Source organism: Allobosea sp. RIT-PG3_2, assembly GCF_057321085.1.
Genome location: NZ_JBXWCA010000006.1, coordinates 72,606 through 89,646, shown reverse-complemented (window position 1 = coordinate 89,646; position 17,041 = coordinate 72,606). Strand labels below are relative to the sequence as shown.

The 17,041-nt window shown below is 66.3% G+C and carries 21 protein-coding genes; 6 read left to right on the top strand and 15 right to left on the bottom strand.

Annotated elements, in window-relative coordinates; genetic code table 11:
* Positions 1-46 precede the first annotated feature (46 nt).
* The 3 genes from AC2FAN_RS17955 to AC2FAN_RS17945 all read right to left on the bottom strand — a co-directional run bounded on the left by AC2FAN_RS17955 (position 47) and on the right by AC2FAN_RS17945 (position 2,185).
* Positions 47-478 carry a cupin domain-containing protein gene (locus tag AC2FAN_RS17955; protein WP_485175789.1) on the bottom strand — a complete coding sequence of 144 codons (432 nt, stop codon included), beginning with the start codon at positions 476-478 and terminating at the stop codon, positions 47-49.
* An 85-nt stretch (positions 479-563) separates the two neighbouring features.
* The gene (locus AC2FAN_RS17950; protein ID WP_265054092.1) at positions 564-1,355 is read right to left on the bottom strand and encodes an ABC transporter permease; all 792 of its coding nucleotides are present in this window, start codon (positions 1,353-1,355) and stop codon (positions 564-566) included.
* Positions 1,352-2,185: an ABC transporter ATP-binding protein gene (locus AC2FAN_RS17945; protein ID WP_485175935.1), complete on the bottom strand. Its 834-nt coding sequence runs from the start codon at positions 2,183-2,185 to the stop codon at positions 1,352-1,354. The genes AC2FAN_RS17950 and AC2FAN_RS17945 overlap by 4 nt, the downstream gene beginning before the upstream one ends.
* A gap of 244 nt (positions 2,186-2,429) precedes the next feature.
* On the opposite strand from AC2FAN_RS17945, the gene AC2FAN_RS17940 reads away from it, so the two are divergent.
* Both AC2FAN_RS17940 and AC2FAN_RS17935 read left to right on the top strand, forming a co-directional pair.
* Positions 2,430-2,954 (top strand): DedA family protein, encoded by a 525-nt coding sequence (locus AC2FAN_RS17940; protein WP_265054094.1) that lies wholly within the window; start codon positions 2,430-2,432, stop codon positions 2,952-2,954.
* A gap of 214 nt (positions 2,955-3,168) precedes the next feature.
* Complete coding sequence (locus AC2FAN_RS17935; RefSeq protein WP_485175788.1) at positions 3,169-3,555, top strand: ComEA family DNA-binding protein; 387 nt, start codon at positions 3,169-3,171, stop codon at positions 3,553-3,555.
* A gap of 196 nt (positions 3,556-3,751) precedes the next feature.
* Here the strand turns inward: AC2FAN_RS17935 and AC2FAN_RS17930 are convergent, their stop codons facing one another.
* Complete coding sequence (locus AC2FAN_RS17930; protein WP_485175787.1) at positions 3,752-3,982, bottom strand: hypothetical protein; 231 nt, start codon at positions 3,980-3,982, stop codon at positions 3,752-3,754.
* Between AC2FAN_RS17930 and AC2FAN_RS17925 the strand changes: the two genes are divergently transcribed.
* Positions 3,981-4,292 carry a hypothetical protein gene (locus AC2FAN_RS17925; protein WP_485175786.1) on the top strand — a complete coding sequence of 104 codons (312 nt, stop codon included), beginning with the start codon at positions 3,981-3,983 and terminating at the stop codon, positions 4,290-4,292. The genes AC2FAN_RS17930 and AC2FAN_RS17925 overlap by 2 nt on opposite strands.
* 109 nt (positions 4,293-4,401) lie before the next feature.
* On the opposite strand, the gene ilvC is transcribed toward AC2FAN_RS17925, so the two are convergent.
* Complete coding sequence (gene ilvC, locus AC2FAN_RS17920; RefSeq protein WP_485175785.1) at positions 4,402-5,421, bottom strand: ketol-acid reductoisomerase; 1,020 nt, start codon at positions 5,419-5,421, stop codon at positions 4,402-4,404.
* Positions 5,422-5,435: 14 nt separating this feature from the next.
* Positions 5,436-6,101 carry a TetR/AcrR family transcriptional regulator C-terminal domain-containing protein gene (locus AC2FAN_RS17915; RefSeq protein ID WP_485175784.1) on the bottom strand — a complete coding sequence of 222 codons (666 nt, stop codon included), beginning with the start codon at positions 6,099-6,101 and terminating at the stop codon, positions 5,436-5,438.
* Positions 6,102-6,244: 143 nt separating this feature from the next.
* On the opposite strand from AC2FAN_RS17915, the gene AC2FAN_RS17910 reads away from it, so the two are divergent.
* Positions 6,245-6,790 (top strand): DUF924 family protein, encoded by a 546-nt coding sequence (locus AC2FAN_RS17910; RefSeq protein ID WP_485175783.1) that lies wholly within the window; start codon positions 6,245-6,247, stop codon positions 6,788-6,790.
* Between the two features lie 147 nt (positions 6,791-6,937).
* Here the strand turns inward: AC2FAN_RS17910 and AC2FAN_RS17905 are convergent, their stop codons facing one another.
* From AC2FAN_RS17905 to AC2FAN_RS17885, 5 genes are all read right to left on the bottom strand, one after another.
* Positions 6,938-7,156, bottom strand: a complete 219-nt coding sequence (locus AC2FAN_RS17905; protein WP_485175782.1) for a hypothetical protein — start codon at positions 7,154-7,156, stop codon at positions 6,938-6,940.
* Positions 7,157-7,158: 2 nt separating this feature from the next.
* Entirely contained in the window at positions 7,159-7,701 is a 543-nt protein-coding gene (gene ilvN, locus AC2FAN_RS17900; protein WP_265054102.1) for an acetolactate synthase small subunit, read from the bottom strand.
* A 48-nt stretch (positions 7,702-7,749) separates the two neighbouring features.
* Positions 7,750-8,439: a glutathione S-transferase gene (locus AC2FAN_RS17895; RefSeq protein ID WP_265054103.1), complete on the bottom strand. Its 690-nt coding sequence runs from the start codon at positions 8,437-8,439 to the stop codon at positions 7,750-7,752.
* Positions 8,436-9,146 (bottom strand): aspartate/glutamate racemase family protein, encoded by a 711-nt coding sequence (locus tag AC2FAN_RS17890; RefSeq protein WP_485175781.1) that lies wholly within the window; start codon positions 9,144-9,146, stop codon positions 8,436-8,438. Before AC2FAN_RS17890 ends, AC2FAN_RS17895 begins: the two co-directional genes overlap by 4 nt.
* A 130-nt stretch (positions 9,147-9,276) precedes the next feature.
* The gene (locus AC2FAN_RS17885) at positions 9,277-11,040 is read right to left on the bottom strand and encodes an acetolactate synthase 3 large subunit (protein WP_485175780.1); all 1,764 of its coding nucleotides are present in this window, start codon (positions 11,038-11,040) and stop codon (positions 9,277-9,279) included.
* Positions 11,041-11,369: 329 nt separating this feature from the next.
* Between AC2FAN_RS17885 and AC2FAN_RS17880 the strand changes: the two genes are divergently transcribed.
* On the top strand, positions 11,370-12,842 hold the full coding sequence (locus AC2FAN_RS17880; protein WP_265054106.1) for a GGDEF domain-containing protein: 1,473 nt from the start codon (positions 11,370-11,372) through the stop codon (positions 12,840-12,842).
* On the opposite strand, the gene miaA is transcribed toward AC2FAN_RS17880, so the two are convergent.
* Positions 12,843-13,697, bottom strand: coding sequence for a tRNA (adenosine(37)-N6)-dimethylallyltransferase MiaA (miaA, locus tag AC2FAN_RS17875; protein WP_265054862.1), 855 nt, complete (start codon positions 13,695-13,697; stop codon positions 12,843-12,845).
* Between the two features lie 86 nt (positions 13,698-13,783).
* Here miaA and serB point away from each other — a divergent pair, with 86 nt between their 5' ends.
* Positions 13,784-14,671: a phosphoserine phosphatase SerB gene (serB, locus tag AC2FAN_RS17870; protein ID WP_485175779.1), complete on the top strand. Its 888-nt coding sequence runs from the start codon at positions 13,784-13,786 to the stop codon at positions 14,669-14,671.
* Here serB and AC2FAN_RS17865 read toward each other — a convergent pair whose 3' ends face one another.
* From AC2FAN_RS17865 to AC2FAN_RS17855, 3 genes are all read right to left on the bottom strand, one after another.
* Positions 14,672-15,013: a DHCW motif cupin fold protein gene (locus AC2FAN_RS17865; RefSeq protein WP_476804853.1), complete on the bottom strand. Its 342-nt coding sequence runs from the start codon at positions 15,011-15,013 to the stop codon at positions 14,672-14,674.
* A 167-nt stretch (positions 15,014-15,180) separates the two neighbouring features.
* A complete protein-coding gene (locus AC2FAN_RS17860) occupies positions 15,181-16,698 on the bottom strand; it encodes a DegQ family serine endoprotease (RefSeq protein WP_485175778.1) in 1,518 nt (505 codons plus the stop codon).
* Between the two features lie 149 nt (positions 16,699-16,847).
* A complete protein-coding gene (locus AC2FAN_RS17855; RefSeq protein ID WP_476804854.1) occupies positions 16,848-17,039 on the bottom strand; it encodes a DUF2065 domain-containing protein in 192 nt (63 codons plus the stop codon).
* Positions 17,040-17,041 lie beyond the last annotated feature (2 nt).

Sequence of the window (17,041 nt, the reverse complement as noted above, 5' to 3'; positions counted from 1 at the left end):
CGGGTTGCCCGTCGCTTCGCCCTGCAGGGCTACAACGGTCCGTCGCTCAGCCCGCCGGCACTGCGGGAACGAGGCCGTGGCGAAGCATGAGCTCCTTCACCGCGACAGGATCGGGCGGACCGCCAGCGCCCAGCAAGCCGGCGATCTCGCGAAAATAGCCGGGCCCGAGCACGCCGGGCGACAGGATGCAGAGGCAGCTCGCCGCCTCGTCGCTGTCGTTCCGGAAGCCGTGGACCACGCCGCGCCGGATGAAGGCCGACTGCCCCTGTTGAAGAGCGACATCCCGGCCGTCGATCGTGAACGTCAAGGTCCCGTCGAGACCATAGACCGTCTCGTCCCAGCTCTCATGATAGTGGGGCACCGGGACCTTCACCTTCGGAGCCACGGTCATCCGAAAGACGTCGATGCTGCCCTCGGTCTCATCCTTGTCGTACAGGAACTCCAGCAGCAGCCCACCCATCCTGATCGTTTCGGCCACCGGAACCTCCCCACCCGCGCGTGATGATGCGACCCTAGCGAACTGACGTTGCGGAAGCCACCGTTTCCGTCCCGCCTCCGTCGCGTCAGGCCGTCGTCGTCGAGCTCTGCCCGGGACGCCAGACCAGCAGCCGCTTCTCGACCAGCGTCACCAGCGCGTCGATGGCGATGACGAAGATCGCCAGGATCAGCATGCCCGAGAAGACGCCGGTGACGTCGAAGACGCTCTCGGCCTCGTGGATCTTGTAGCCGAGCCCGGCGGACGAGCCGAGATATTCGCCCACGACCGCGCCGACCAGCGCGAAGCCGACCGAGGTATGCAGCGAGGAGAACATCCAGGTCAGCGCCGACGGCCAGTAGACATGCTTGAAGAGCTGGCGCTCGTTCATGCCGAGCATGCGCGCATTGGCCAGGATCGTCGGCGAGACCTCTCGCACGCCCTGGTAGACGTTGAAGAACACGATGAAGAAGACGAGCGTGAAGCCGAGCGCCACCTTCGACCAGATGCCGAGCCCGAACCAGAGCGCGAAGATCGGCGCCAGCACGACGCGCGGCAGGGCGTTCGCCGCCTTGATGTAGGGGTCGAACACCGCCGAGAGCAGCTCGCGCCGCGCAAAGGTGAAGCCGAACAGGATGCCCGCGAGCGAGCCGATGACGAAGGCTAGCACCGTCTCGGTCAGCGTGATGCCGAGATGCCAGTAGATGTCGGCGCTGGTGAGTTGCTTGAAGGTACGCGTCAGCACCGCGACCGGCGTCGAGAAGAAGAACTGGATCGTTTTGACGTCGCCGAACAGGCTCGTCGTGGTCACCACATGCCAGATCAGCAGGAAGGCCAGCATCACCAGCACCTGGAGCGAAAGGAGCTTCACGCGCTTCATGATGCGTCTCCCCCGACCAGCTCGCGCCCCTCGCCCATCGCATAGGCCTTCTGCACCTCGACGCGCAGCGAGGTCCAGATATCGCGATGGATCTCGTGGAAGGCCTTCTCCAGCCTGATGTCTGCGATGTCGCGCGGGCGCGGCAGGTCGACCTTGTAATCCGCGACGATCCCCGCCGCCGGCCCGGCCGACATCACCACGACACGGTCGGACAGCGCGATCGCCTCTTCGAGATCGTGCGTAACGAACATCAGCGCCTTGCGGTCGCGCGACCAGAGATCGAGCAGGAGATTGCCCATGATCTGGCGGGTCTGCGCGTCGAGTGGACCGAAGGGCTCGTCCATCAGCAGGATCTCGGGATTGCGGATCAGCATCTGGGCGAGGCTGACGCGCTTGCGCTGCCCGCCCGAGAGCATGTGCGGGTAGCGATCAACGAAGGTCCGCAAGCCCACGCGCGCCAGCCATTCGCGCGCCCGCTGGTCCGCCTCGCGCTCCGGCACGCCCATGGGCTCGAGCGCGACCTTGACGTTGTCCAGCGCCGTCTTCCACGGCATCAGCGCGTCCTGCTGGAAGAGATAGCCGGCGCGGCGGTTGAGACCCACAAGCGGCTTGCCGAAGATGCCGACCTTTCCGGCCGACGGCGAAAGCAGCCCCGCCGCCGCGTTGAGCAGCGTGGACTTGCCGCAGCCGGTCGGCCCGACGATCGAGACGAACTCGCCGGGATGGACCTTGAGGTCGATCCCCTTCACGGCCTGATAGCGGCCTCCATCGGCGAGATGGAAGGTGATGTCGATGCCGCAGAGCGCAACGGCCGGCTCATCCGGCGACATCGCTCCTGCCCCCGCATGCGCCTGCGGGCGATCCTGCAACTCCATGAAACCCGTTTCCCATCGACCGCCGTCCCGGCGGTGCCGTCAGCTTGTTCTGCGTTGCGGAGATTAATAGGCGATCAGTCCGCGAAGGCAACGCCGTCGCGTGGTGCGGCCGCGCGTCGCTTGCATCGATCCGCCGCCACGGCCATATGCCAGAACCGATCCGTGCCAAGACCGATCTGCGGGAGCTGAACCGAACGCCATGGCCGACCTCGAACAAGCCATGCACGCGCTCGTGGAGTTCATGCGCATCCACCAGCAATGGGCGATCCCGATCGTCTTCATGGTCGCCTTCGCCGAATGCGTCGCGATCCTGTCCTGGCTGGTGCCAGCGACCGTGTTCTTCACCACCTTCGGCGCCGTCGCGGGCGCTTCCGGCCTCAATCTCGTCCCGCTCGCGCTCGCGGCTTCGCTCGGCGCCGGCAGCGGCTTCTGGGTGTCGTACTGGGCCGGCCTTCTGCTCGGCCCGCGCGTTCACGACTACTGGCCCTTCACCAAGAACCCGCAGCTGCTCGATCGCGGCCACGCCTTCTTCGAGAAATGGGGCATCGCCAGCATCCTGATCGGGCACTTCTTCGGGCCGCTCAGGGCGGTGATCGCGATCGTTGCCGGCATCGTCAACATGCCGTTCTGGCAGTTCCAGCTCGCGAACTGGCTCGCCTCCTTCGCCTGGGGCTTCGGATTGCTCTACGGCGTCGGGCGGGTCAGCGAGTTCTTCGCGCGCTGAAGGCGCCGGGAACCTGACTGCCCGGTGAACGCGGCATTGTGCGGCCGTTCAATTCCAAAGGCGCCTATTCGCGTCGTCGCATCGCGGCACGCCACTTTCATCGGCGAGCCCGGCGCGACACGCCGAACGGCCCTGAGCCGCCGGCGTCGTCCGTCGGCGGGACCCGGCCCCCGGCGGATGCGATGATCCGGGCCGACCCTGTGAGGTCCATGCCATGACGATGTCCCGTTTCCTGATCCCCCTCGTCGCGCTTGCCGCCATGGGCGGTCAGGCTTTCGCCCAGACCGCGACGCAGCCTGCGCCCTCCGCCAAGCCGGCAGCGCCCGTCACCGCGCCTGCCGCTCCCGCTGCACAGGCAGCCCCGGCAGCCAAGCCGGCAACCCCTGCCGCCCAGCCCGCCGCGGCGCAGGCCAAGAAGATCAATATCAACACGGCGACCGCCGCCGAACTCGACACGCTGAAGGGCATCGGCGAGGCCCGTTCCAAGAAGATCATCGAGGAACGCGGCAAGGCGAAATTCAAGGATTTCGCCGATCTGGTGAAGCGCGGCACCCTGCCGTCGAATGTCGAGGCCGAGATCAAGGACAAGGTCACCTTCTGATCGGCTTCGGGCACAGCGGAAAATGGAACCGCGCGGCCGCGCTGACTTATCAGGCGAGGCCGAGCACGACGGCGAGCATCATCGCCAGCGACAGCCCCAGCACCACACGGATGACTGCAGGCGTTTCAAGGATTCGCAGAAGTTCCATCGCAGCCTCCTCTGATGAGCGGGCAAACACGAACGACCGACGCAAATCTCAATAGGCAAACATTTCGAGCGCGATCCACGCGACCACGGCGAGGACTAGCCCGGAAATCAGCACCGTCAGAACCGGCCGTCCGAGGAAGCCCTGCCGCGCCTCGACTGGCGTCTCGACGGCCGGGCTGGCATCGCTATGATCGTCGGCGCGCATCGGCGGCACCGGATCGCCACCGCGAAGCTGCTCGACATCCTGCGGCGGCACTCTGGGTCGGGTATCGACCGTCATGACCGTCTCCCTGCGTTCAGCCGGACAGAAGACCGGCACCGCAACGGAAACGCCCGCGCATCAGGAGGGTTCCTGCCAGCGCCCGAAAGAAAACGGGCGGCAGCCTTACAGCCACCGCCCGCAAACAGAAAGAACCTTTGATATCAGATTGTTGCAAGTCATTCCGGAATCAGATCCGGAACGACTTGAATCAATCCGGGAAGTCCGCGCCTTTGACGTCATTCTCGGGCGCCGCGAAGCGGCGACCGAGATTCTCTGCCGAAAAGTGCGCCCTTCCTTCACGAGATGCTCGGGTCAAGCCCGAGCATGACGGGTGTGAAAGGCCTCGGTTCTTCGCCTTGTCGACCAGGGCCTCTGCCTTGATCCCAAAGGCCCGGCGGAAGCGGGGCCGTCGCGGAACAAAAGTCCCGGATCGATCCTCAGTTCTTGGTCTTGTCGACCAGCGCCTTGGCCTTGATCCAGGGCATCATGTCGCGGAGCTTGGCGCCAACTTCCTCAATCGGATGGGCGGCGTAGCGGGCGCGGGTCGCCTTGAACGAGGTCTGGTTGACCTTGTTCTCGAGCATCCAGTCGCGCGTGAACTTGCCCGACTGGATGTCGGTCAGCACGCGCTTCATCTCGGCCTTGGTGTCGGCGGTGATGATGCGCGGGCCGGTGACGTACTCGCCGAACTCGGCGGTGTTCGAGATCGAGTAGTTCATGTTGGCGATGCCGCCCTCATAGATGAGGTCGACGATCAGCTTCACTTCGTGCAGGCACTCGAAATAGGCCATCTCGGGGGCGTAGCCGGCCTCGGTCAGCGTCTCGTAGCCGGCCTTGATCAGCTCGACCAGGCCGCCGCAGAGCACGACCTGCTCGCCGAAGAGATCGGTCTCGCACTCTTCCTTGAAGGTCGTCTCGATGATGCCGGCGCGGCCACCGCCATTGGCCGAGGCGTAGGACAGGCCAAGGTCATGGGCGTTGCCGGTCGCGTCCTGGTGGATCGCGATCAGGGTCGGCACGCCGCCGCCGCGCTGATACTCGGAACGGACGGTGTGGCCGGGGCCCTTAGGGGCGACCATCAGCACGTCGAGGTCCTTGCGCGGCTCGATCAGGTTGAAATGGACGTTGAGGCCGTGCGCGAACAGAAGGGCAGCGCCTTCCTTCATGTTGCCGTGCAGCTCGTCGCGATAGATGTCGCCCTGCAGCTCGTCCGGGGTCAGCATCATCATGATGTCCGAGACCTTGGCGGCCTCCGACGGGGTCATCACCTTGAAGCCGGCTTCCTCGGCCTTCTTGCGCGTGGCCGAGCCGGCCTTGAGCGCGATGATGATCTCCTTGACGCCGGAATCGCGCAGGTTGAGCGCATGGGCGTGGCCCTGCGAGCCGTAGCCCACGATGCAGACCTTCTTGCCCTTGATCAGGTTGATGTCGGCATCACGATCGTAATAAACGCGCATGGGTGTCTCCTTTGTCACGCGTTGGACTTGTCCCGGCCCGGATCGTTCTGTGCCGTGCCGTAGAGGGTGAAGAACTGCTCGGCCGCGCGCTCCGCGTCGCCCGTGATCTCGGCCTTGCTCAAGGTCAGCGTATCGCCGAGCAGGAGCCGGATCTGGACGTCGCGGCCGGCGAGGCCGAAGAAGGTGCGGAACGCCGTCTCGGTATCGTCGAAGGCCAGCAGCCCAGCCTCGCGGCCCGCATCGAGCACGGGCTTCAGTCGCTCGCCGATGGCGAAGCGACCATTCGCCAGCACGATCGAGCCGAGATTGCCGTCGCGTGAGGCCGCCTGGCTGATGCCGATGCGGTTGAGCGCAATCGAGGTCGGACTGGCGATGACTTCGAGCCAGTTCGCGGCGAAGCGCTTCAGGCTCTCGCGCAGCGCGCCGGCATCGAGCGTCTGGCGGTCGAAATTGCCCGCCCTCACCTTCGAGGCCTGCCACTGCACCGTCGCGGTCAACAGGCCGTCGCGATCACCGAACCATTTGTAGAGCGTTTCCTTGGAGCAGCTCGCACGCCGCGCCACGGCGGTCATGGTGAGGCCACTGCCCTTCTCGACCATCAGGCTCAGCACGGCATCGAGCACGGCTTGCTGGCGCGCGGTCAGCGCCTCGCCTTGCGTCTCTGCGGCAGCCGGCGTCATGGTCGGTAGAAATCTCCAGTACCGTACGTTACGGTTCAGGCATCTAGCGCAGCCACAGATCGCGGGCAAGCGTTATTCGGGGTGGCGGCGCGCCAGAGAAGAATTATCTCCGGAGTTCGATGGCCTGATGAACGGAGAGACCTATGACCTTGCCCACCGCCGCCGATATCGTCGCTTTCTGGCGCCAGGCCGGGCCTGAGAAATGGTTCGCCAAGGACGAGGCCTTCGATGCCGAGATTATCAGGCGCTTCCTGCCCGCGCATGAAGCCGCGGCGGCGGGCGAGCTCGCCGATTGGGAGGAAACGCCCGAGGGCGTCTATGCCCTGCTGATCCTGCTCGACCAGTTCCCGCGCAACATGTTCCGCGACAGTCCGCGTGCCTTCGCCACGGACGCGCAGGCCCTCGACATCGCGGGGCACGCCATCGCAGGCGGATTCGACGAAGCCTATCAGGCACCCGAGAAGCGCTTCTTCTACATGCCCTTCATGCACTCCGAGAAGCTGGCGGATCAGGAGCGCTGCATCGCGCTCTGCGCCGCGGCCGATGACCCCGAAGGGGTCAGATATGCGGAGGTCCATCGCGACATCATCCGCGATTTCGGCCGCTTCCCGCATCGCAATCCGGTGCTGGGGCGCGATACCACGGCCGAGGAAAGGAGCTTCCTGACCGAGGGCGGTTTCGCAGGCTGAAGCTCATTCAATCAGCCCGGGAAACAACCCGTCATCCCTGGCTTGGCCCGGGATCCATCGTGGGGCGCCGCGCTCTGCAATGGATCCCGGATCGGCGCCGCTTCGCGGCTTGTCCGGGATGACGGCGGGTTTCCCGATCTTATCCTGTCAACCCTGCTGGCTCGCCATACGCTGCAGGAAGATCGCCGCGATCGTCAGAAGGAAACCGACCCACCATAGTGGCGAGCGCAGACTCGAACCGCTGCCGAGCGGCTCAGCCTTGGCCCGGCCGGACAGGCGCAACAGCACCGGGCCGGCGAGGCAGAGAAAGCCGACGACGCCGAGCCCGAGCGCGATCAGGCTGAGCTGGTCGGGCCTCAGCGCCATCATCACATCGCCTCCGGCCCGCGGCTCATCGCCGCGATGCCGGTGCGCGAAACTTCCGTGAGGCCGACCACCGTCATCATCTTGATGAAGCGCTCGATCTCCTCGGTCGAGCCTGTCAATTCGAACACGAAGGAGGTCAAAGAGGCATCGAGCGTCCGCGCGCCGAAGGCCGAAGCCAGCCGCATCGCCTCGACGCGATGCTCGCCCTTGCCGACCACCTTGATCAGCGCGAGCTCGCGCTCCAGCGCCTCGCCCTGCTCGGTCAGGTCGACGACCCGGTGCACCGGCACCAGACGGTCGAGATGCGCCTTGATCTGGTCGATCACATTGGCGGTGCCCGAGGTCACGACCGTGATGCGCGAGATGTGCTTGTCATGCTCGGTCTCGGAAACGGTGAGGCTCTCGATGTTGTAGCCGCGCCCCGAGAACAGCCCGGCGATGCGGGCAAGAACGCCCGGTTCGTTGTCGACGATCACCGCCAGCGTATGGCGGGCGACCGGCTGGGACTTCGGAGCGTTCGGGTAATGGCTGGCGGGCTTCGACATGACGGACCTGCAGGCGGGTTGGAGCGAAAGATTGGCGGAGAGTAAGATTCAGGACTGGCGCAGATCGACGAGGGCGGACTCGTCCACCTCGTCATGGGCTACGATCCAGGGCTCGTCGAGCGCGGCCGCGAGCCATTCGCGATAGGCCGGCAGCGCTAGCACAGCGCGCATGTAGTCCTGCGAAACCGGATCGATGGCGATGCCATAGGTGTCGAGGCGGGTGACGACCGGCGCGTACATCGCGTCCGCCGCCGAGAAGGCGCCATAGAGGAAAGGCCCCTCGCCTGCCCCGCCGAAACGCTCGCGCGCCTGCCGCCAGATGCCGGTGATCCGCTCGACATCGCGGGCCACATCCGCGCCGCGATCACGCGCCGCATAACGCTTGCCGAGGTTCATCGGGCAGGCGCCGCGCAGCGCCGTGAAGCCCGCATGCATCTCGCTGCAGGCGGCGCGGGCCTGGGCGCGGGCGGCGGGGTCGCTCGGCCAGATGCCTGCATCGGGATGCGTCTCATGGAGATACTCGATGATCGCCAGCGTCTCCCAGACCGCGAGATCGCCATCGATCAGCGTCGGCACGGTGCCGCCGCTGCCCGGCGCCTCAGCGAAGACGGTCTGCTTGAAGCCGGGCTCGTCGAGCAGGACGAGCTTCTCCGAAAAGGCGATGCTCTTGACGCGCATTAGCAGCCAGGCCCGGAGCGACCAGGACGAATAGCACTTGTTGCCGATCAGCAGCTTCATGCGGCGACGCTCTCGGTTTCGCCGACGAAATCAAGCGCCGCAGCGACATGCAGCGCGGTGGTGTCGAAGACGGGCATCGCGAAATCCGCCTGCGAGACCAGAAGCCCGATCTCCGTGCAGCCGAGGATGACGCCGTCGGCGCCCTCCTCCCGCGCCGCACGCTCGACGATGGCGCGATAGCGCTCGCGCGAATCCGGCTCGACGCGACCGCGGCACAATTCCTCGTAGATCACGCGATGCACCTCGTCGCGCTCCTGCGGCTGCGGCACCAGCGCCTCGACGCCGAAGGCCTTCAGCCGGTCGCGATAGAAGCTCTGCTCCATGGTGAAGCGCGTCGCCAGCAATAGCGGCCGGCGCGCGCCGGAGGCGAGGATTGCCCGCGCCGTCACATCGGCCAGGTGCAGGAAGGGTAGCTTGGTCGCGGCGGTGATCTGGTCCGCCACCTTGTGCATGGTGTTGGTGCAGAGCACGAGGCAGGAGGCACCGGCGCGCTCCAGCCGCCGCCCGCTCTCGGCCAGCGCCGCACCGGCTGCCGCCCAATCGCCCTGCGCTTGCATCTCGGCGATGCCAGCGAAATCGACCGAATGCAGCAGGACATCGGCCGAGTGCAGCCCACCCGAGCGCGCCCGCACGCCTTCATTGAGCAGCCGGTAGTAGACCGCGGTCGATTCCCAGCTCATGCCGCCGATCAGGCCAATGGTATTCATGCTGTTCCCCTTGCCGTGCCGCCAGCGTCATTCTCGGGCGGAGCAGAGCTTCGACCCGAGAATCTCTTTCAGAGCGAAACGCCCTTCGTCCTGAGATGCTCGGGTCAAGCCCGAGCATGACGATGCCTCGTCAAACGAGCTGCTTGCCCTTGGCGTCGATGATCTGGCCGGTATCGCCTTCGAAATCGGGCAGGATCATCTCGTTATGCGCCTTGCCCGATGGGATCATCGGGAAGCAGTTCTCTTCCTTGGCGACGACGCAATCGAAGATCACCGGCTTCGGCGTATCGATCATCTCCATGATCGCGGCGTCGAGTTTGGCCGGGTCGTCGCAACGAATGCCATGGCCGCCATAGGCCTCGGCAAGCTTCACGAAGTCCGGCAGCGACTGCGAATAGCTCTCCGAATAGCGCCCGCCATGCAGCAGTTCCTGCCACTGGCGCACCATGCCCATGTATTCGTTGTTGAGGATGAAGATCTTCACCGGCAGCCGGTACTGCACCGCCGTCGACATCTCCTGCATGTTCATCAGAATCGAGGCTTCGCCCGCGATGTCGATGACCAGCGCCTTCGGGTGCTTCATCTGCACGCCGATCGCCGCCGGCAGGCCATAGCCCATGGTGCCGAGCCCACCGGAGGTCATCCAGCGGTTCGGCTCCTGGAAGTGGAAGTGCTGCGCCGCCCACATCTGGTGCTGGCCGACCTCGGTCGTGATGAAGGGATCGCGGTCCTTGGTCAGCTGGTAGAGCCGCTCGATGGCGTATTGCGGCTTGATCACCGTGTCGGACTGCTTGTAGGCGAGGCTCTTGCGGCCGCGCCAGCCCTTGATCTGCGTCCACCAGGCGGCGAGCGCGGTCTTGTCGACCTGCGCACCGGTCTCACGCCAGATCCGGACCATATCCTCCAGCACATGGGCGCAGTCGCCGACGATGCCGATATCGATCTTGACCGTCTTGTTGATCGAGGACGGGTCGATGTCGATGTGGATCTTCTTCGAGCGCGGCGAGAAGCCGTCGATCCGCCCGGTGATGCGATCGTCGAAGCGCGCGCCGATATTGATCATGACGTCGCAGTCATGCATCGCCAGATTGGCCTCGTAGGTACCGTGCATGCCGAGCATCCCGAGCCACTGCTTGTCCGCAGCCGGGAAGGCGCCGAGCCCCATCAGCGTCGAGGTGACCGGGAAGCCCGTCAGCCGCGCCAGCTCACGCAGCAGCGCCGAGGCGTGCGGACCCGAGTTGATCACGCCGCCGCCGGTGTAGAAAACCGGCTTCTTGGCGCCGGCGATCAGCTCGACCGCGGCCTTGATCTTGTTCAGGTCGCCCTTGACCACCGGGCGATAGGTCTTGTGCTGGTTGTCGCGCGGGCGGGTATAGGTGCCGGTGGCGAACTGGATGTCCTTCGGGATGTCAATGACGACGGGACCGGGCCGGCCATTGGCCGCGACGTAGAACGCCTCGTGCAGGACACGCGGCAGGTCGTGGATGCTCTTCACCAGGTAGTTGTGCTTGGTGCAGGAGCGGGTGATGCCGACCGTGTCGCATTCCTGGAAGGCGTCCGAGCCGATCAGATGCGTCGGAACCTGGCCGGTGATGACGACGAGCGGGATCGAGTCGAGCAGCGCGTCGGTCAGGCCCGTGACCGCGTTCGTCGCGCCAGGGCCGGAGGTCACGAGAACGCAGCCGACCTTGCCGGCGGTCGAGCGGGCATAGCCTTCGGCGGCATGGACGGCGCCCTGCTCGTGGCGGACGAGCACATGCTTGACCTTGTCCTGCTGGAAGATCGCATCGTAGATCGGGAGTACGGCCCCGCCGGGATAACCGAACAGGTGCTCGACACCCTGGTCCTGAAGCGCGCGGACGACCATCTCGGCGCCGGTCATCATCTCGCTCATAACGCTCTCCTGAGGCTGATCTACTGGTCTGTCTGGGGATTTAGGCAATAAAAAAGGCCCTCGGAGGGGCCTGGGCGTGCGCTGGCGTCGGGGACGCCCGGTTGTTAAACCGGCCCCTACCAGCGCACCTGTACGATAATAAGCTTGCGCATCGCGCGTTCGATCCTTGGCGGAAGTTGCGGAACGCTAGCGGAGAGCGCCCAGCCGGTCAAGCGCCAACCAACATGGTTACCGGTCGGTCTGCGGCGCACCCGAAAATCAGGTGCCGTAACGGAACGATTTCTCAATCCGCCGTCCCTAGGATTCGCGGCGCTCGAACCGGGACGGACATGTACTACGAAGTCCATAGCGAGAATATCGCGGCGCGCAGCCATGCCCCGCAGATTGCAGAGATCCTGCGCCGCTTCGCCTCGCGCTACCGCGAGGACGGCCCGGTCGCCTATGAGGAATTCACCGCCGAGATCCTGCCCCTTTTCGGCAAGGATCTGATGATCCTGGAACCCACCGGCGACGGCGACTATTGCTGGCTTCACTTCGGGCGCGAGATCGTGCGCTATTCCGGCGCCACGCGCCTCGGACAGCGCGTCTCGGACATGCGTCCGCAGGTCGCCCGCTTCACCATCGCCGCCCTCGACCAGGCGTTGGCCGAAGATCGGCCGCTCTATACCGTGCACCGATCGAGCGGCACGGTACGCGTCGCCCTGTGGGAGCGGCTGCTCCTGCCGACGCTTGCCCAGGACGGCCGTCGCTACGTCATTGCCTTCGCCCGGCCGCTGCAGTTCCGCGAGGACCTGCTCAACGCCGTGCTCGAAACCTCACCCAGCGGGATCGTGGCGTTGCGCGCCATCCGCGACAACGCCGGCCGGATCGAGCAGGCCGTCATCGTCACCGCCAACAAGCGCGCCGCCGTGCTGAGCGGAAGCCCCGAAGCCGAACTCCTCGACACCGATGGTCGCGAGAGCCTGCCCTTCCTGTCCGATCTTTCGATCTGGCAGCGCTGCGTCTATGCGATGAACCTTCAGCGTGCCGACGTGCTGGAGACATCCTTCACCCAGGAGGGCAAGACCCTCTGGCTGAGGATCGCCATCGCTCCGCTGGGCGACGGGCTGCTGCTGACGCTGACCGACGTCACCGATCTCACCGTCGCCAACCAGACCCTGCAGCTGCGCGCGGCCACGCTGGCGCTGGAGATCGGCCGCGAGCGCGCGACGCGGCGCGCCCTCTCCGAGGAGATCGGCCACCGCGAGGAACGCGAGCGCGAGCTGCGCCGCCTGGCCGAGACCGACCCGCTCACCGCGCTGCTCAACCGCCGCTCCTTCACCGAGAAGGCCAACGCCGCCATCGCGGCAAGCGAGGCGGATGGCAGCGATATCGCGCTGATCATCGTCGACCTCGATCATTTCAAGCAGGTCAACGACAGCTATGGCCATCCGGCCGGGGATGCGGTGATCCGCGCCTTCGCCGATCTTCTGCTCGGGCAGTTCCTCAACGAGCACAATCTCGTGGGACGCTTCGGCGGCGAGGAGTTCGGCATCCTGTTGCCGGATTGCGACCTGGCCTCTGCCGCGTCGAGCGCCCGTCAGATCCAGGACACCCTGCTCGCCCGTTCGATGCCCGTCTCCGAGACCTTGGCGCTGCGGGTGACCGCGAGCCTCGGCGTCGCCGCGCGCGATCGCGGCGAGACCCTCGCATCCCTGACGGGGCGGGCGGACCAGGCGCTCTACCGGGCCAAGAACGAGGGGCGCAATCGCCTCGGCTTGGCCCCGCCGGAAGCAGTCGCCGCCGCAGCGGCCGCCGCCTGATCAGATTGCGAGCGCCTCGCAGGCGACATCCAGCGCTTCGAGCGGCGCGACCGCCCGCCATCCCGTCATCTGATGCCGGAACCATGTCACCTGCCGCTTGGCATAGGCGCGCGTATCGGCCTGCCCGCGCCGGATCGCCTCGGCAAGGCTGATCTCGCCGTCGAGATGAGCGATCAGCCCGGGGACGCCATGCGCCCGCATGATCGGCAGCAGCGGATCGAGCCCGCGCGCCTTCAGCCGCACGACCTCATCGAGCGCGCCGGCCTCGATCATCTGCTCGAAACGGCGGTCGATCTGCTGCCGCACCACCTCCCGCTCGGGATGAACGAACAGGCGTAGCAGCTCGCTCTCGCCGAGCGGCCCGGGCTCGCGTTCGCCCTGGAAGCTCGCGAGCGACCGCCCCGTCGCCCGGAAGACCTCGATCGCCCGCATGATCCGCATCCGGTCGCTCGGCTTGAGCCGCTCCGCCATCGCCGGATCGCAGGCGGCGAGCTCGGCATGGAGCTTGGCCGTGTCGAGCCCGTCGGCATGGGCACGAAAGCCAGCCCGGACGCTCTCGGGAACAGCCGGCATCGCCGAGAACCCCTCCGTCACCGCCTTGAAGTAGAGCCCGGTGCCACCGACGAGGATCGGCAGCGAGCCGCTAGTCCGCAAGTCGTCGAGCAGCTTCGCCAGATCGGCCGCGTAGCGCATCGCCGAATAGTTCACGGCGCCATCGACATGCCCGTAGAGACGATGCGGCACCATCGCCTCCTCCGCCTCGCTGGGACGCGCGCTCAGGGTGCGCAGGTCGGCATAGACCTGCATGGAATCGGCGTTGACCACGGTGCCGCCGGTGCGGCGCGCGATCTCCATCGCCAGCGCGGACTTGCCGCTGGCGGTCGGACCTGCGATGAGCACCGCCCTGAACTGTCCTTCGGCCTGCCCCACCCGGTCCTCACATGCTCGTCGCCACACTCGTATCCGCCCACGGCCAGGCGCTGGTCGGCGAAGCACTGCTGGCCCGCCTTGCCCGCACCGTTCCCGGCACCGTCCGCACGGCCGTTCTCGACGGCGCGGTCGCTGCCGACCTCTTCGCGGAAGCAGCCGATGCACGCAAGCTCGAAGCCGATATCGGCGCGGAGCTGGATGGCGCGGCGATCGACATCATCGTCCAGCCGGCGGCGACCCGCCGCAAGGCGCTGTTTCTGGCCGACATGGACTCCACCATGATAGGCCAGGAATGCATCGACGAGCTCGCGGCCTATGTCGGCCTCAAGGATCTCGTCGCCGGCATCACCGAGCGGGCCATGCGCGGCGAGATCGCCTTCGAGCCGGCTCTGCGCGAGCGCGTCGCACTGCTCAAGGGCGTGCCGCTATCGGTCGTCGACGAGATCATTCGGGACCGCATCACGCTGACGCCGGGCGGACGCGAACTCGTCCGGACCATGCGCGCGAATGGCGGCTATACCGCCCTCGTCTCGGGCGGGTTCACGGTCTTCACCGGCCCGATCAGCGCCGCGATCGGCTTCGACGAGCACCGCTCCAACGTCCTGCTCGCCGATGGCGGCATTCTGCGCGGCGAGGTCGCCGCTCCCATCGTCGGCATGCAGGCCAAGCTCGATGCGCTCGTCGAACTGCGCACCCGCTTCGGGCTGGCGCCGGAAGCGACTATGGCCGTGGGCGACGGTGCCAATGATCTCGCCATGCTCGGCGAAGCCGGGCTGGGCGTCGCCTTCCGCGCCAAGCCGGCGGTCGCGGCCGCGGCCGGCGCCAGGCTGAACCATGCCGATCTCACCGCCCTGCTCTATGCCCAGGGCTACACCGGCAGCGAGATCGTCCGCGCCTGATCAGTCGACGATGAAGAGTTTCGCGCCGGTCTTCGTCGCGGAGCGATGGGCCTCGGCGCCATCGGCGACCTGATAGCTCATGCCGGCCTTGAGCGGCATCACGCGGCCATCGGCGAGCGTGGTGTCCATCTCGCCGTCCAGGCACAGGATGATGTGACCCTTGGAGCACCAGTGGTCGGCGGAGTAGCCGGGCGAGTACTCCACCATGCGCACGCGGATGCGGTTCTCCTCCGGGCCGAAATACTGGACGCGCCAGATCGCCTCGCCGCTGTCGCCGGCATGGCGCTCGGGAGCGATCGTCGACCAGTCGGTGGTGACGAAGGGAATGTCACTGATCTTCATCGGGTCTCTCCCGGCTTGTCCGGTCTCGGGATGCCGGTCACTCGACAGGCTCTAGCCCTGCCGCGGGCCGTTGCGCCAGTGCGATACCCGGCCCCCGGCCTGCGATGGCGGCATGAAAAAGGGCGGCCCGGTTGGGCCGCCCTTCGAAATCTCCGGCCTGGATCGTCTCAGTTCATCGAGACGGCGACGAAGCGAACTTCGCCCTGCCCGTTCGAGACGAGCAGAAGGACGGACTTCTTGCCTTCCTTCTTCAACGCATCGAGCCGCTTGGTCACGTCCTGCGGCGCGTTGACCGGCTCCTGACCGACCTCGACGATCAGCTCGCCGACGAGGATGCGCTTGTCGGCGGCGTTCGAATTGGCGTCGACCTTGGTGATGATCACGCCCTTGAGGCCGTCCTTGATCGAATAGCGCTTCTTCAGCTCGTCGGTCTGCGGCGAGAATTCGAGGCCGAGCGCGCTCGTCACCGCGGGCTTGGCAGGCTCTGCCGCCGGCTTGTTCGCCGAGGCCGACTGCACCTTCTCGCCATCCTCGAGGCGGCCGAGCTTGACCGTCTTGATCTCTTCCTTGCCCTTGCGGATCACCGCGATCGGCACGTCCTTGCCGACCGGCGTCGCCGCGACGATGCGCGGCAGGTCGCGCGAATCCTTGACGTCCTTGCCGTCGAACTTGACGATCACGTCGCCGGTCTCGAGCCCGGCGGGCTTGGCAGGGCCCTTCTCGTCGATGCCGGCGACAAGCGCGCCGCGCGCCGTGCCGAGCCCGAGAGCCTCGGCGGTGGCGTCATCGACGCTCTGGATGCGCACGCCGAGCCAACCGCGCCGCGTCTCGCCGAATTCCTTGAGCTGGTCGACGACGTTGGTCGCCAGCGTCGAGGGCACGGCGAAGCCGATGCCGACCGAGCCGCCCGTCGGCGACAGGATCGCCGTGTTGATGCCGATGACCTCACCGGCCATGTTGAACAGCGGGCCGCCCGAATTGCCCTTGTTGATGGCCGCGTCGGTCTGGATATAGGTGTCGTACGGGCCCTGGCTGATGTCGCGGTTGCGGGCCGAGACGATGCCCGACGAGACCGAGCCGCCGAGCCCGAACGGGTTTCCGATCGCCATCACCGGGTCGCCGATCCGCATCTTGTCGGAATCGCCGAACTTGACGGCGGGCAGCGGCTTGTCGTGCTTCACGCGCAGCACGGCGAGATCGACCTTGGTGTCCTTGCCGATCACCTCGGCCTTGAGCCGCAGGCCGTCGTTGAAGATCACGGTGATCTCGTTGGCATCGCCGACGACGTGGTTGTTGGTGACGACGATACCCGAGGGATCGACCACGAAGCCCGAACCGGCCGACTGCGAGCGGCGCTGCTGCGGCGCCTGGCGCTCGCCCTGCTGGTTGCGGCGGTTGAAGAATTCCTCGAACAGGTCGCCGAAGGGCGTGTCGGGGCCGAGCTGCGGCAGCTGCGGCAGGTTGCGGCCCTTCTGATCGTTGGTGGTGACGGCCGCGATGTTGACCACTGCCGGCATGACCTTGTCGACGAGGTCCGCGAGCGAAGTCTGCCCTTGCAGCAGCGGCGTGTTCGCCTGCGCGTGCCCCGGCGCCAGCACCGGCGAGGCCAGCAGCGCGAGACCGGCGACGCCGGCAGCGAAGGCGATGCGGACGGACCGGACTGCGGGAACGGTTTTCGATGCCATATGGATCCTCATGTCGGAAAGATGCGGGCTGATCGATGCAAGCCAGTCGCGCCCGATGATTGAACTCCGAAATGCGGCGGAAGGGCGACGCACGATCATGTCATCGAACACGATCGCGTGCCAGTTCCGCAAAATCTACCGGTTCAAGCCTACCAACTGCCCCGCGCGGCCCATACCAGGACCACGCCCAGAACCGCCGAGCCGATGCCGATCAGCCGCATCCGGTCCACCGGGGTTTCCGCCGCGCTGCGGAGGGCATCCTTCGCCAGATGCGGGATCGCGGCGAAGAGGATGCCCTCGATGGCGAAGACCAGGCCGAGCGCCGCGACGAAATCAAGCATTC

What these genes read in the sequence shown, in the direction of transcription:
- AC2FAN_RS17910 (WP_485175783.1), top strand. Translation starts at nt 6,245, where the DNA reads ATGACCTTGCCCACCGCCGCCGATATCGTCGCTTTCTGGCGCCAGGCC.
- AC2FAN_RS17935 (WP_485175788.1), top strand. Translation starts at nt 3,169, where the DNA reads ATGACGATGTCCCGTTTCCTGATCCCCCTCGTCGCGCTTGCCGCCATG.
- AC2FAN_RS17945 (WP_485175935.1), bottom strand. Translation starts at nt 2,185, where the DNA reads ATGTCGCCGGATGAGCCGGCCGTTGCGCTCTGCGGCATCGACATCACC.
- AC2FAN_RS17930 (WP_485175787.1), bottom strand. Translation starts at nt 3,982, where the DNA reads ATGACGGTCGATACCCGACCCAGAGTGCCGCCGCAGGATGTCGAGCAG.
- ilvN (WP_265054102.1), bottom strand. Translation starts at nt 7,701, where the DNA reads ATGTCGAAGCCCGCCAGCCATTACCCGAACGCTCCGAAGTCCCAGCCG.
- AC2FAN_RS17950 (WP_265054092.1), bottom strand. Translation starts at nt 1,355, where the DNA reads ATGAAGCGCGTGAAGCTCCTTTCGCTCCAGGTGCTGGTGATGCTGGCC.
- AC2FAN_RS17925 (WP_485175786.1), top strand. Translation starts at nt 3,981, where the DNA reads ATGACCGTCTCCCTGCGTTCAGCCGGACAGAAGACCGGCACCGCAACG.
- serB (WP_485175779.1), top strand. Translation starts at nt 13,784, where the DNA reads ATGCTCGTCGCCACACTCGTATCCGCCCACGGCCAGGCGCTGGTCGGC.
- ilvC (WP_485175785.1), bottom strand. Translation starts at nt 5,421, where the DNA reads ATGCGCGTTTATTACGATCGTGATGCCGACATCAACCTGATCAAGGGC.
- AC2FAN_RS17895 (WP_265054103.1), bottom strand. Translation starts at nt 8,439, where the DNA reads ATGAAGCTGCTGATCGGCAACAAGTGCTATTCGTCCTGGTCGCTCCGG.
- AC2FAN_RS17890 (WP_485175781.1), bottom strand. Translation starts at nt 9,146, where the DNA reads ATGAATACCATTGGCCTGATCGGCGGCATGAGCTGGGAATCGACCGCG.
- AC2FAN_RS17855 (WP_476804854.1), bottom strand. Translation starts at nt 17,039, where the DNA reads ATGCTTGATTTCGTCGCGGCGCTCGGCCTGGTCTTCGCCATCGAGGGC.
- AC2FAN_RS17915 (WP_485175784.1), bottom strand. Translation starts at nt 6,101, where the DNA reads ATGACGCCGGCTGCCGCAGAGACGCAAGGCGAGGCGCTGACCGCGCGC.
- AC2FAN_RS17905 (WP_485175782.1), bottom strand. Translation starts at nt 7,156, where the DNA reads ATGGCGCTGAGGCCCGACCAGCTCAGCCTGATCGCGCTCGGGCTCGGC.
- AC2FAN_RS17865 (WP_476804853.1), bottom strand. Translation starts at nt 15,013, where the DNA reads ATGAAGATCAGTGACATTCCCTTCGTCACCACCGACTGGTCGACGATC.
- AC2FAN_RS17885 (WP_485175780.1), bottom strand. Translation starts at nt 11,040, where the DNA reads ATGAGCGAGATGATGACCGGCGCCGAGATGGTCGTCCGCGCGCTTCAG.
- AC2FAN_RS17940 (WP_265054094.1), top strand. Translation starts at nt 2,430, where the DNA reads ATGGCCGACCTCGAACAAGCCATGCACGCGCTCGTGGAGTTCATGCGC.
- miaA (WP_265054862.1), bottom strand. Translation starts at nt 13,697, where the DNA reads ATGGAGATCGCGCGCCGCACCGGCGGCACCGTGGTCAACGCCGATTCC.
- AC2FAN_RS17860 (WP_485175778.1), bottom strand. Translation starts at nt 16,698, where the DNA reads ATGGCATCGAAAACCGTTCCCGCAGTCCGGTCCGTCCGCATCGCCTTC.
- AC2FAN_RS17880 (WP_265054106.1), top strand. Translation starts at nt 11,370, where the DNA reads ATGTACTACGAAGTCCATAGCGAGAATATCGCGGCGCGCAGCCATGCC.